The organism is Sulfurimonas sp., from assembly GCF_041563035.1.
GTDB lineage: Bacteria > Campylobacterota > Campylobacteria > Campylobacterales > Sulfurimonadaceae > Sulfurimonas.
On sequence record NZ_JBFFNS010000001.1, the window covers coordinates 400,939 to 414,514 of the forward strand.

15 protein-coding genes are annotated in these 13,576 nt (G+C 33.5%); all 15 read left to right on the plus strand.

The genetic code is table 11. From position 1 onward, the window contains the following. Positions 1–66: 66 nt before the first annotated feature. Positions 67–342: a 30S ribosomal protein S15 gene (gene rpsO / locus ABZC13_RS01855; RefSeq protein ID WP_008340111.1), complete on the plus strand. Its 276-nt coding sequence runs from the start codon at positions 67–69 to the stop codon at positions 340–342. A gap of 216 nt (positions 343–558) precedes the next feature. Continuing rightward, complete coding sequence (locus tag ABZC13_RS01860; protein WP_372999165.1) at positions 559–987, plus strand: PAS domain-containing protein; 429 nt, start codon at positions 559–561, stop codon at positions 985–987. A gap of 18 nt (positions 988–1,005) precedes the next feature. Continuing rightward, on the plus strand, positions 1,006–2,904 hold the full coding sequence (locus tag ABZC13_RS01865; RefSeq protein WP_372999168.1) for a methyl-accepting chemotaxis protein: 1,899 nt from the start codon (positions 1,006–1,008) through the stop codon (positions 2,902–2,904). Positions 2,905–2,910: 6 nt separating this feature from the next. Beyond that, positions 2,911–4,269: a chemotaxis protein CheW gene (locus ABZC13_RS01870; protein WP_372999171.1), complete on the plus strand. Its 1,359-nt coding sequence runs from the start codon at positions 2,911–2,913 to the stop codon at positions 4,267–4,269. 8 nt (positions 4,270–4,277) lie between these two features. Continuing rightward, complete coding sequence (locus tag ABZC13_RS01875) at positions 4,278–5,333, plus strand: chemotaxis response regulator protein-glutamate methylesterase (RefSeq protein WP_372999174.1); 1,056 nt, start codon at positions 4,278–4,280, stop codon at positions 5,331–5,333. A 12-nt stretch (positions 5,334–5,345) separates the two neighbouring features. Continuing rightward, positions 5,346–5,969 carry a HEAT repeat domain-containing protein gene (locus tag ABZC13_RS01880; protein WP_372999176.1) on the plus strand — a complete coding sequence of 208 codons (624 nt, stop codon included), beginning with the start codon at positions 5,346–5,348 and terminating at the stop codon, positions 5,967–5,969. Between the two features lie 2 nt (positions 5,970–5,971). Continuing rightward, positions 5,972–6,802, plus strand: a complete 831-nt coding sequence (locus ABZC13_RS01885; protein ID WP_372999179.1) for a protein-glutamate O-methyltransferase CheR — start codon at positions 5,972–5,974, stop codon at positions 6,800–6,802. Between the two features lie 21 nt (positions 6,803–6,823). Continuing rightward, on the plus strand, positions 6,824–7,195 hold the full coding sequence (locus ABZC13_RS01890; RefSeq protein WP_372999182.1) for a response regulator: 372 nt from the start codon (positions 6,824–6,826) through the stop codon (positions 7,193–7,195). 11 nt (positions 7,196–7,206) lie between these two features. Continuing rightward, complete coding sequence (locus ABZC13_RS01895) at positions 7,207–7,599, plus strand: hypothetical protein (RefSeq protein ID WP_372999185.1); 393 nt, start codon at positions 7,207–7,209, stop codon at positions 7,597–7,599. A gap of 8 nt (positions 7,600–7,607) precedes the next feature. Continuing rightward, positions 7,608–7,973 (plus strand): PleD family two-component system response regulator, encoded by a 366-nt coding sequence (locus tag ABZC13_RS01900; protein WP_372999188.1) that lies wholly within the window; start codon positions 7,608–7,610, stop codon positions 7,971–7,973. Positions 7,974–7,990: 17 nt separating this feature from the next. Continuing rightward, on the plus strand, positions 7,991–10,771 hold the full coding sequence (locus ABZC13_RS01905) for a chemotaxis protein CheW (protein ID WP_372999191.1): 2,781 nt from the start codon (positions 7,991–7,993) through the stop codon (positions 10,769–10,771). Positions 10,772–10,783: 12 nt separating this feature from the next. Then, a complete protein-coding gene (locus ABZC13_RS01910) occupies positions 10,784–11,215 on the plus strand; it encodes a chemotaxis protein CheW (protein ID WP_372999194.1) in 432 nt (143 codons plus the stop codon). Positions 11,216–11,236: 21 nt separating this feature from the next. Continuing rightward, complete coding sequence (locus ABZC13_RS01915; RefSeq protein ID WP_372999197.1) at positions 11,237–11,506, plus strand: hypothetical protein; 270 nt, start codon at positions 11,237–11,239, stop codon at positions 11,504–11,506. After that, the gene (locus ABZC13_RS01920; RefSeq protein WP_372999200.1) at positions 11,487–12,233 is read left to right on the plus strand and encodes a ParA family protein; all 747 of its coding nucleotides are present in this window, start codon (positions 11,487–11,489) and stop codon (positions 12,231–12,233) included. Before ABZC13_RS01915 ends, ABZC13_RS01920 begins: the two co-directional genes overlap by 20 nt. After that, the gene (locus tag ABZC13_RS01925) at positions 12,230–13,543 is read left to right on the plus strand and encodes a response regulator (protein WP_372999203.1); all 1,314 of its coding nucleotides are present in this window, start codon (positions 12,230–12,232) and stop codon (positions 13,541–13,543) included. Before ABZC13_RS01920 ends, ABZC13_RS01925 begins: the two co-directional genes overlap by 4 nt. Positions 13,544–13,576 lie beyond the last annotated feature (33 nt).

Sequence of the window (13,576 nt, forward strand, 5' to 3'; positions counted from 1 at the left end):
AATCCCATTTCAACTTTATACTTTTATGTATGAACGTTAGATTATTATACCCATCAGGAGGCTATTATGGCTTTAGATTCGGCTAAAAAACAAGAAATTGTAACAAAATATGGTCGCTCAGAGAGTGACACAGGTTCAAGTGAAGTTCAAATCGCACTTTTAACAACAAGAATTGCAGAGTTAACAGAGCACTTAAAAATATTCAAAAAAGATCACGCTTCTAGACTAGGTCTACTTAAATTAGTTGGTCAACGTCGTCGTTTAATGAAATACTTCAAAAGAAAAGATAAAGACGCTTATCTTAAACTAGTACAAGATTTAGGTATTAGAGATAATATCTAATTTTAATCTTAATTATCTAACTTAATCCCTCTTTTATGAGGGCTTTAAGCTTACTTTTATTTTTACAATAAATATAACCTTTCATTATAACAAAACTGCAAAAACAACCACAACTATTAATAATCCTATACATATTAACAAAAACTCATTTCTTTAAATTTAATTTCAGTACCCACACTGTAAGCTATGCTATTAAAGATTTTTGGGAGGTTTAGTGTGTCTAAAAACAATAGTGAAATAAGCACAGATGGTTTAACTTTTTTAGAAGATGGTGAAGTATTATATAATGATTTATATCTTTTAAGCGAAACAGATGAAAAAGGTATAGTTGAATACGCCAGTGACTCTTTTCTAAAAATAGCAAATTTACATAGAGATGAACTACTTGGTCAGCCTCATAATGTTGTTCGTCATCAAGATATGCCTCGCGCTGCTTTTAAGTCTCTTTGGGATGATGTTCAATCGAAAGGTTTTTGGACTGGTTATGTTAAAAATGCAAGAAAAGGTGGTGGGTACTATTGGGTATATGCTACAGTTCTTCGCTCAGTTGATAAAAATGGAAAAACTAAATATGTTTCCATTCGAGTTAAACCGTCTCGTGAAGATATCAAAAAAGCTCAAGAGCTTTACGCAACTCTAGATTAGAATCCAAAGGAATTTATAATGGCATTAATGAAAAAAAACACTTCAGGTTCATCTTCAGCTGCAGTAGTAGCACAAGCCAGCGGCGGTGGAGATAAAAGACGACAAAGAACACTGGCTAAACAACAACAAATAAGTGAGAGTATAGCTGGTGTATCTATGACAATTCTAGAAAATGCACAAGAGAGCGTAAGTGCTATTGAAGAATTAAAGTCTTCTATGGAACAAATTGCAACTGCTGCTGAAGAAAACAGTGGTGCAAGTGAACAAGCACTCGCAAATGTAAAAGATATAGATACTAATATTGTTAGAATGAACTCTACTATAGATACGGTTATATCATCTACACTCTCTACTGGTGAAAATATTATGGCATCTGTAGGAAAAGTTAATGATTCTGTGGGAAGAATGGCAAGAGCTGTTCAAGTTGCACAAGAGTCATCTACTAAGAGTGAAGAGTTGAAAATATCATCTCAAAATATTGGAGATGCTGTTAGGTTTATTGCTAAGATTGCAGATCAGACAAACCTTCTTGCACTAAATGCTGCTATTGAAGCATCTCGTGCTAAAGAGCATGGTAAAGGTTTTGCAGTTGTTGCTGATGAGACTCGTGCTTTAGCTGGAGAGAGTGAGAAAAATGCTGAATTTATTTCTGAACTTGTAACAAAGATTCAAGGAAGTATAGACAATATTATCCAAAGTATTGGTGAGACGACTACAACTATCTCAGATAACGGCTCCAAAGGTAATATGCTAAGTGCAAAGATGGAAGAGCTTACAAAAATAGCTGTTTATTCTGTTGAAGCGGCTAGAAGTGTAAATACTTATACTCAAAGACTTGGAGACTTTGTTGCTAAGATAAATAAAGGTTCTCAAGATATTGCTACTGCATCCAGTGAAATAGCTCTTTCAGTTGAGAAGACTTTAAACGGTATAGATATCCAATCAGATGCTCTTGCTCAAACAGAAGACGATATCAAAGAACTATCAAACCTTGCAGAAGAATTAAAGTACTCTACAGACACAATGAAATCTGCTGAAGATATCGCACTTAGTGCTGATACTATCGGTGGTTCAATGGAAGATATTCAAAATGCTCTTGAAGATGTTACAACTGCACTAAACCAGATAGAATCATCTTCTCACACTACAAATAAAAGCGCACTTCAAAATAAAGAACTAATAGAAGCTGGTATAGATGCAGCTAAAGATATTGATAAACTTATAGAGATTGCAAGAAGAAACTTTGATCTTTTAAAAGTGTCATTTAATGTTGTTAAAAATACCGTAAGTGAGATTAGAGGAGCTTTTAGTGATTCTATTACTCAAGGTAACAGCGCAGCCGGTGAATTAACTGTAATAATAAAAGAGACAAGAAATGTTGATAAAACAGTTGGAAATATATCAAACTCAATTGTTCAACTGAATATGCTGGCTATTAGTGGTTCAATTGAAGCTGCGCGTGCAGGTGACTTTGGAAAAGGTTTTGCAGTTGTAAGTGCTGATATTAGAAACTTGGCAAAGGATTCAGAGTCAAATACTGACAAAATCAATGATATAGTAGAATCAATGAACTCTGAGATTGATACGGTTAGAACTGATTGGAACAATCTTTTAGCATCTCAGGGAAATGAACAGTCATTAATTGATATATTAATAAGTGATATTGTAAAAATTACTGATATGCTTGTAGATCTACTAGATAGATATACAGGTCTTAAAGCTATCAATGATCAAAATCTTGAAGGCATGAACCAAGTTGTTATCGGTATTAGTGAGATTCAAAAGGCAGTAGAGCTTAGTGCTAGAAATGCGATGGAATCTCGTAAAGCAAGTGAGCTGATTATTGAGACAGTCTCACACATTGGTGAAGGTGTAGAAGAGTTGGCTGTAATGGCGGATGAGCTTCAGCAGGGGTAATTTAAGATGAAGATCCAAGAGATTTTAATTATTAAAAATTCTCAAGAGAATTATGGTATTTCAACAGAAGATATAAACCAGATTTCTAGAGTTCCATCGTTAATGGACCTTCCTCTGAGACCTAAAGGGACCAGAGGACTTTGCGGTGTTGGTGGAAACATAGTGAGTATTGTTGATGTAAATCTCTTATTAGATATGCAAGAAGTAGATTTAGAATCTAGTGACAGTAGGCTTTTAAGTCTTAACGGAAATCTATCATCAAATGCATTATTAGTTAGTGAAGTTTATAATACTATTGACATTGAAGAATCAAACATAGAGTATATTGATAATCCTAATGACCCGGTAATAGCTATATATAAATACAAAGACTCTCTAGTTCAAGTCTTATCTTTAGAAACTCTGATATCTAAAATTTCTAAAGTTAAAATAGAGTCCAGAGACGTACCGAGTGGTAAAGTAAAACATTTTGACACAAAAGAAGAAAACTCTACAAAATTCTTAATTTTTGCAATGTCAAAAGAAAGGTTTGCGCTCAATATTGACTACTTAAGAGAAATTATACTCTCAGATGTAAACTATACAGATATAGCCGGTAGTTCACAAGATCTACTTGGACTTATAACTTTGAGAGAAGAGTTGATTGCAGTAATAGATCTACGTTCTTATTATGGATTTAACAGCGATAAAAGTGAAAAAAATCGTATCTTGATTAGTTCATGTGGTGAAGAAACAATAGGGCTTCTAGTTGATGATATTATAGATATAAAAAGCTTTCCTGATAGGGATATAGAGTATATGAAAGATAGTTTTGAAGAAAATAAAATTTCTGGTGTTATTCATGATGATGACTCTTTAATATCTTTTTTTGATCAAGAAGTCTTAAAAACAATATTTTCTAAGAATAGAGCCTATATTGATTCAACATCTAAAAGTGAAATAGAAGCAGAAGATAGTTCTATGATCGCACAAGAAGTAATAATTTTCAAACTTGCCGGTAAAGAATATGCTTTTGATGTTGAATATGTAGCAGAGATTATAGATATAGTTGATTCTACTAAAGTAGCATATAGCGATGAAAATGTAGATGGTGTTATAAATATCAGAGGTCAAATAGTTACGATTTTGTCGCTATTTAAAAAGCTGGGTATACCAACACAAATCAATGAAGATTCTAAGATTGTAGTTTGTGATATAAATGAAGCAAGAATAGGTTTTGTTGTGGATAGTATAAGTGATATTATGGATGTAAAAACTGATGAATTAAGAACTCATGATGATGAGCTCTTTAGTAATGTATTACATCTAGAAGATGGTAATAGATTAATTCTATCTATGGATATACAAAAGATAGTTTCAAACTAGGAGAAATAGTGGCAAAAAAAGTACTGATTGTTGATGATTCTGCACTTGTTAGAAAACAGTTAAGAGAGATTATATCAACATTAGATTATGAGATTGAAATTGCTAAAAATGGTCAAGAAGCAGTAGATAAGGCAACTCAGACTCAGTATGATGTAATTACTATGGATATAAATATGCCAGTTATGGATGGCATAGAAGCCGTAAGACAAATAATGAAAAAACAGCCATCTGCCATACTTATGGTTAGTTCTTTAACAACAGAAAATGCAAGTATAACAATGGACGCTCTTGACTTGGGAGCAATCGATTATATATCAAAACCTGGAACTATGAATGTTGGTAAAAATGAGAATAGAGAAGAGATATTGCAAAAGGTAAAATCTCTTAGCAGGATTCCAAAAAGAAGACTTCAAAGACAGAGTTCCAAACCTCTTCAAAGAGAGAGAAGAGTAGTAATAAAGGACGTTGAACAAACAACTGATTCTAGAGATATAGAAAAAGTAGTTCTAATCGGGTCTTCCACCGGGGGACCTGGTTTAATTGAACAGATATGTTCATCTTTACCTCAAAATTACAAGTACCCTGTTTGTATAGTTCAGCACATGCCAGAACAATTCACGAAAACATTTGCAGCTAGACTTGATCGCTCTTGTATTTTGAATGTTCACGAAAGTTCTAATAATATGGAACTACTCCCTGGAAATATATACGTAGCTCGTGGTGGAGTTCATATGAATTTTTCTAAAAAAACATCCGGAAAAATAGTTATTCGCGAAGATTTAAACAAAGGTGATAACTTTTTTCAGCCAAGTGCTAATGATATGATGCATAGTGCGTTGGATGTTTTTGAGGCTCAAAATATCATAGGTGTTATTCTTACGGGGATTGGTGATGACGGTGCTGATGGTATGGTTGAGCTAAAAAATGCCGGTGCATATACTTTGGGTGAAAGTGAAGAGAGTGCTACAGTTTACGGTATGCCAAAAGAAGCTTATGAGCGTGGTGGAGTATCAGAACAGCTGGATTTTCCAAATATACTCAAAAAGATTGTAACACTAAAGTAAGAGGAGATATTTATGGCTTTAATTAAAAAACATGTTAAACAAGATATTGAAGAGTTACCAAAATTTTCTACTCTTGAAGAAGCAATTGCCTATTTTGAATCAAGTGACAATCATGATAATAAAGATTATGCCATAGAAGAGATAGCAAAATTTGACGGTGCTGGTGAGTACCTAGTTTCCTGCATCAATAGAGAAGATATTGATAAGAGTTTTTTAACAAAGATAGCAGCAGCTATATCAAATATGGATCCTGAGAGTGCGCCGATAGAGTCTATTATGGAACTTTTAAAGTTAGATAACGCATATGTTAGAAACCTTGGTATCTCTATACTTAGAGATTTTGGAGATGCTATTAAGTACTACATAGTTAAATTTCTTATCGGTGATGATAGAGACTTGAGAATCTTTGCTATAAATGTTTTAGGTGATGTTGATTTTGCAGAATCTAGAGATATGCTAATTGAACTTTTAGAAGATGAAGAGGATATAAATGTTGCTATGACAGCAGTAGATTATATGGGCGAAATAGGCGAAGAAGAAGATATTGAACTTTTAGAATCTTTAAAAGCAAGATTTAACAACGAATTCTATGTTGAGTTTGCAGTTGATGGTGCTATTAAGATGATTAAGGGCTAATGATGGCTTATCTTCTATCAAAAGAAAACTTTTTAAAGATGAGTGAGTTTATCTATAGAAAGAGCGGTATATACTTAGAAGAAGAAAAGCACTATGAAAAACTAGCTAAGTATATAGATTCTAGATCTGCTGCATTGGAAGTTGATAATTTTAGAAAGTACTTCTTTAAGCTTCGTTTTGAAGATAAAGATGGAGAAGAGTTTCAAGAATTAATGAATGGTGTTACTGTAAACGAGACATATTTTTACAGAGAAAAAGATCAGTTTGAAGTCTTAGTAAATAAAATATTGCCTGAACTTCATAAGACTTTGCCCGCTTCAAAGACTCTTAGAATACTTTCGTCACCATGCTCTACAGGAGAAGAACCATACTCAATGGTCCTACATATAGTAGAAGAGGGCACGGTAGTAGAGGAGAGGGATATTGAAGTAGTAGGTATAGATATTGACTCTACTGTTATAGAAAAAGCTAAAAAAGCAAAGTATACAGAGCGTTCTGTTCATGCAATACCTAAAGATGTATTATCTAAATGGTTTAAAAAGAAGAGTTTAGGCTATGAGCTTGGAGAAGATTTACACGGAAGTGTTGATTTCCAGGTGGCAAATGTATTTGATAAAACACAGATGAGAAATCTTGGAAAATTTGATGTCATATTTTCAAGAAATATGCTTATCTATTTTGACGATGCATCTAGAAAAGAGGTGGCAATGACATTTTATGACATGCTAAATCCAGGTGGTTATGTTCTTTTAGGACACGCTGAATATATGAGTAGGATAGTATCTGTTTTTAAGGCTAAAAAAATAGATAACACCCTGATTTACCAGAAATAAAATTTAAAATAAGGAATTAATATGCCATTAGTAATATTTGTAGATGATAGTGAGACAGCTTTAGCGTCAACGAGAATGGTTACAAACTCTATGCCAATAGAAGTTAAACAATATACAGAGGCTACAGTTGCTCTGTCAGAAATTCAAGCAGGAATGATACCTGACCTTATTATTACAGACCTCAATATGCCTGTAATGAATGGTTTTGAGTTCTTAGAAGCTCTGAGAAAAGTACCTTCAACTACAAGAACACCATGTCTGATGTTAACAACAGAGACAAAAGCAGAATTAAAACAAAAAGGTAAAGCCTTAGGACTTACGGGATGGATAGTAAAGCCGTTTAATCCAGCTCAGTTAAAGCAAGCCATAACAAGAGTGTTAAGGCTAGCGTAGTGGAGAAAAAGATGAATATGTTATCTTCTATAAATGAACTTCTTGCGCATATAAAACAAGTAGAAGAAGAGACTATACAAATGTCTCAAGATTCTATGTTGATGCTTAGTGCGTTTATTGAGAAAAATGCTATTGAATTAGATGAGAGTGCTGCTAAAGGTTTGCAGTACCAAGATATTATTTCTCAACAGTTAACTGCAACAATAGAAGCTATTGATAGTGTTCAAAAAGCTATAAAGATTTTTGAAAATGCATATGACTCTGATGAGAAAATAGCTAGTGATAGTATCGAAAAGCTTCATATTAAGCTATCGAGCACGCTTCAAACAGCAAAAGATAGAAGAGACGCATTTTCTGGTAAACTTGGGTCTGAAGATGAAACTGACGAGATAGAATTTTTTTAGGAGATATTATGCCAACAATTATGGTCGTAGATGATTCAAAAACAGTGAGAAATTATCATGGAGCTATTATCAAGTCACAAGGACTTGATGTGATAGAAGCAGAAAATGGTATGGAAGCATTGGAAAAGAGTCTAGATGCAGAGATAGATATGTATGTAGTAGATGTTAATATGCCAATAATGGATGGTTACTCCTTTATCAGTGATCTTCGTAAGCAATCTAATCATAAAACTGTTCCGGTTATTATGGTTACTACACAGGCGAAACTCGAAGATAAAATTTCTGCTTATAGAGTTGGTGCAAATTTATTTGAAACAAAGCCTATCAAACCTGATTTGCTTCAGTCATATATAGATATTTTAGTTAAAAGTTAAGAGAAGGAGAGTTTATTATGGATCCATTATTAGAACAGTTTTTAAACGAAGCTAGAGAAAACTTAGCATTTATAGACCAAAATATCGAAGATATTGGGGGAGCCGATCCTGAACTTTTAAATTCAGTATTCCGTGCTGCACACACTTTAAAAGGTGGCAGTGGTATTGTTGGTTTTGATAGTGTTAGAGACATAACTCACCATGCTGAAGACTTACTAGATATGCTTAGAGATGGAAGACTTAACTTTGCTGATAGCATGAGAGAAGCTCTTTATGATGCTTTTGATGAAGTTCTAAACCTTGTTGAAGCAGCTGAAGAGACTGAAGGTATAGTAAAAGCTGATGAAGACAGATTGAATGAAATTATTACATCTCTAAGCGAACAGATGGGTAAAAATGTAGAAGCTGAAACTGGTTGGGAAGTTGGCTTTTTAGTGCTAGAAGATGCTGCTTCTGTAGTAAATATGCCTTTAAATACTCTAAATGGTACTTCATCACAAAAGATAGCTTTCAAAAATAGTGATCTTGATGAAGAGTTCTGTTCAAACGAGAATTTTTACGCTGTTGTGTTTGATATAGATGAATCATGTATGGTTTATGGAAATGATCCAATCTATACTCTATCTCTTTTAGGAGATAAAGTACTCGGTGTTTATTCTTGTATGAGTGATGAAAATGCTAAATCAGTTTTAAGTGGTACTGAAGATGAAGATGGACTTCTTTTAAGGGTTCAACTTACTGCATTTATAAAAGCAACTTTTGAAGAGATTGAAGATGCACTGTTTAACTTTATAGATGAACTTCAGTTTCTTCCTTTAGATGTTTCTACTCTGTTAGCAGTAAATGTTGGTGAAGCAGGACACAAGATAGACTCACTAAAAGAGCTTAAAAATATTGCTGAGGACTTAGACTTAGCTAGCATCATAGAAGAAGTAAAAAGATCTATGGAATTGGTTGGTGCAGATACCCTTCAATATGCTCAACTACAAAGATTTTTAGATATCAGTGGATTGATAGATGATAATGACACAACAAAACTTTGTGGTTTCTTTGATAATATATATAAGGGTGATGTATATCAAGCTGATGAAAATCTTGAAGTAAATAGTATTGAAATTAAACTTGAAGAAAAAAATATAGAAGAAGAGATTGAAGCTGAAATCCAAGCACAAATTGAGTCTGAAGAGTCACCTAGAGTGGAAGTTGAAGAAGAAGCTCAATCTACTATAGAGATGACTGAAGATATAGCTAACACTGTTCAAAATATAAAAGATCAGCAACTCTTAGCCGTTGATCAAGTACAGAATGATGATGACTTAGAACGTGTAATTATGATGATGGACAAAATCAGAAAATTTGTGCCGGACATGCCATCAGCGTTTAATAATAAAGAAGAAATAAAAGCTTTTCTAGAGTCGCATGTTGGTGAAGCACCAGAAAAATTGGAGCCACAAGAAGAGATAGAGGTAAAGGATGAATTAGAAACAGCTGTGGAAGTTGTAGCTGAAGTAGTTGAAGAAGAATTTTTTCAAGAAGAAGTAGTCCCTAAATCTACTCAACAAATAGAGACTAAAAAAGCTGATATACAAAAAGCAGTAGTCGGTAAAACAGTTAAAATAGACCAAGAATCAATAGACTCTCTTATGAATGTTGTTGGTGAACTTTTAGTCGCTAAAAATTCTCTTCCATACTTAGCTGACAATGTTGTAGGCATGACTCATGAGACTATTAAAAGAGAAATAATGGATAAGTATATTTTCATTAATCGTCTCTCTGAGCAACTTCAAGACTTGATTATGGGTATGAGAATGTTACCTATATCTTATGTCTTTGACAGATATCCTAAACTAGTACGTGATATCTCTAAAAAGCTTGGTAAAAAAGTTAAGCTGGAGATGGAAGGTGGAGAGACTAAGTTAGATAAAAATATGATTGAGATGCTGGCTGATCCAATGATTCATATTATGAGAAATTCTCTTGATCATGGTGTTGAAATGCCAGATGTTAGAGAGCAAAAGGGTAAAAGTGCTAGCGGAAATGTTACGCTTAAAGCCTTTGCACAATCTGATAAAATCATTATAGAAATCAAAGATGACGGTGCAGGTATAAATGTTGATAGAGTTGCAGGTAAAGTTCTAGAGAAAGGTCTTATGACACCTGAACAGATAGATGCACTAAGTGAAGATGAGATGTCTGAACTGGTTTTACTACCTGGTCTTTCAACAGCAGATGAGATTACAGAGTTTAGTGGACGTGGTGTTGGTATGGATGTTGTTAAAAAGTCTATTGAGGGCTTCGGTGGCAGCATAGGTATAAAAACTAAAGCAAACCAAGGAACACTTATAACTTTATCTATTCCAATGTCTTTAGCCGTTACATCTCTTTTACATATTCAGATGAATGATATTCATTATGGACTTCCAATGGATAGTGTAAGTGAAACAGTAAAACTTGACAGATCTGAAATAGAGTATCTTCATAATGAGCCGTTTGTTTACATTAGAGGTGAAGTTATTCCACTTCTTTTTGTTAAGTCTATGTTGAATGAAGAAGTTATGAAAGATGAACCACTTTCAATTGTTGTATTGAATATTAAAAATAATCTCTTAGCAGTTGTTGTTAATAAGTTCTTGGGACAGTTAGATGTAGTTCAAAAACCTCTAGTTGGAATCATGGAAAATCATCCTCTATTTAGTGGTACTGCACTACTTGGCAATGGACAGATTATTATGGCAATAGACCCAATAGGTCTTTTAGGTATTTCACAGAAATTAAAAGAAGATATTGCTGTTGCATAGAAGGGTTTAGGTATGATGGATTTAATAGTTTTTAATGTTGGAAGCAGTCGATACGCTTTAAATATTGAAAATATACAGAGAATTATTCAAATAGTTGAATTGACTGAGATACCTAATGCTCATGATTTGATAGATGGGATGATGTCTTATGAAAACAGTGTTGTAAAAGTTTTGAACTTTCGTAAAGTTATAGGACTTCCTCCTCATGAAGATGAAAATAAAAATGTTGAAGACTCTTCTCTAAAGTTATTGTTTTATGAAAGTGGCTCTGGAAATTTTGCTATAAAAGTTGATTCTATTGATGATATAGCACATGTTGAAGAGTCTCAAATTATGAATAGTGATGAAGAACAGAGTATCAGTAAGTATTTGGAACTTTCAGGTGTACTGGACTTAGATGGCGTTTTAATAAATGTAATTAAAACATTAAAAATACCAAGTTAGATTTTATATCAGGAGTATATAATGGCAATAACATATGAAAAAAATACGGCAACTTTCGCATCTGTAATCTATGAAGATGAAGTCGTGTCATTTAGAGATTTTTTACAAGGCAGTGCGCCAGATGAGCTAAAATTTGATTTTAGTGAATGTGAAGATGTTCACTTAGCAGTTATACAACTTATAATGGCATATAAGAAAAACTACGCTGTTTCTTATGAGTTTGGAGATAGTAAAAAACTTTTTCAACAAGTTTTGGAAGGATTTGACACTAGTGAAAACCATTGTAATTAGTAATCGTAAGGGCGGATCCGCTAAAACAACTACAGCTGTAAATATAGCAAGTGGTTTAGCAAAACACGGGTCTGTTTTACTTTTAGATTTTGACACACAAGGACATGCATGTATAGGTGTAGGATGCGAGCCTAGTGAAGATCTTGGTGTACACTCTATATTTACAGGACATACTCTTAGCGAGACCTTCATTCCAACAGTTCATGATAATCTGACTCTATCCCCAGCCTTGGCTTTTTTTGATGTTTATGAGTACTCAGATCTTAGAGGTGTTTTAAAAACTCGTTTTAAAAGAGAGAGTATTGCTGACTTTTTTGATTACTGTGTCATAGACACTCCTCCAACATTTGATGCTCTTTTGAAAAATTCTTTAGAGGTCGCAGATGCTGTAGTCATTCCTTTTGTTCCGCATCATTTAGGGGTAGTTGCAGTTGGTCAGATGCTACGTGCTGTATATCAGAGTGCATCTGTATTAGGACGAGAAATTGCCGATATATCAATATTGCCTGTAATGTATAATCCACATATAAATGAGCATAAAGAGTCCCTTGCGAAAGTAAAAACATCTTTTGGAGAAGAAAAACTGCTCTCACCTATAGGAGTAGATATAAAACTGGCTCGACAGTTTGAGTCCGGCTCACCAATTGTTTTAGATGAGAAGAGATCAAAGGGTATGAAAGATTATAATAAATGTGTGCAAGAGCTTATAGATAGGATGGAAGCATGAAGATTTTAATAGTTGATGACAATGCAAACAACCGTATGATACTAAAGCTTCTTCTTGAAGATTATGAAGAAGAACATAATGTCGAGTTTATAATCGATGAAGCTAAAGATGGTTTAGAAGCTGTAGAGATGTGTAAAGATAAATATTTCGATATCATCCTAATGGATATTATGATGCCAAAAATGGATGGGATAGAAGCAACAAAAATTATTAGAGAAACAAACTTAGAAGTTATGATTATTGCAGTGTCAGCAGTTGATGATAGCGACAGAAAAAAAAAGATTTTAAATATTGGGGCAGAAGATTATATTGCTAAGCCTGTAAATGCTGATATTTTCTCAAGTAGGATAGAAAATTATATAACTCTTATAGAAGCCAGGGGACATCAAAAACTAAACACTAAAACCATGAATGTATTCACAAATGAAATATATTCTAGACATACAAACTTTATTATAAAATCTGAAGATTCCCTCTCTGAGTTTTGGGAATTTTTTCTTTTAAATGCAAGAAAGAAGAATGAGTCTTTAAGTGATGTTGTAAGAACTATTTTTAGCATTGCAGAAGTTCAGGTAAAGCTTTCGATTGAGAGTGGCATCTACATAGAAGAGTCAGATGAGCTACAATTTTTTACATTAACAAAACTTGATAAATTACCAAAAAATATTGCACAGCTTATTGTGTTGAAAAATAAACTTGAGTGTGAGTATAAGATAGAAAATTCTAAAATATCTTTTAAACTTTCTAAGGTTTATGCTAAAGAAGAAAATGAAGTAGAAGTGTATGTACCTGTTGCTTCTGTAGTAGTAGAGGAAAATGATATTATAGCTTCTCCTGTAGAGTATTCATCACAAGAGTTAGTTGTGTTTGACTATATTGATGGAGAAGATCTTTACGAGTTAGAAGATTACTCTACTAAACTTGGCTCATTAATGCTTGTCGTTGGTAGCGGTGATATAGCTGAAGAAGAGGTTATGGAGATATATAGTTATTTAGAAAAGCTAGGTTCTATACTCTCTACATACAGTGAAGTATATGCAATATCAAAAGCACTTACAACTTTAGCATATGATATGTCTCAACATACAAATGAGTTCATAGAAAACTCTTCGGATTTAGGAACAATGTGTAAGGCTTTTAGTAATGATATGTCAACATGGATTCATATGTCATTTCATAGCGGTGCTCCAAGTGCAGACTTTATGAATGATACTATTGTGGTTAACTGTGAGACGATTGGTGGAATGCTTAAGATCAATGATTCGTCCGGTGACCCTCTTGATGATTTAGATGATATTTTTGACTTTTAGTGAAAATATATGCTCCAAAAAAATTAACTTTTA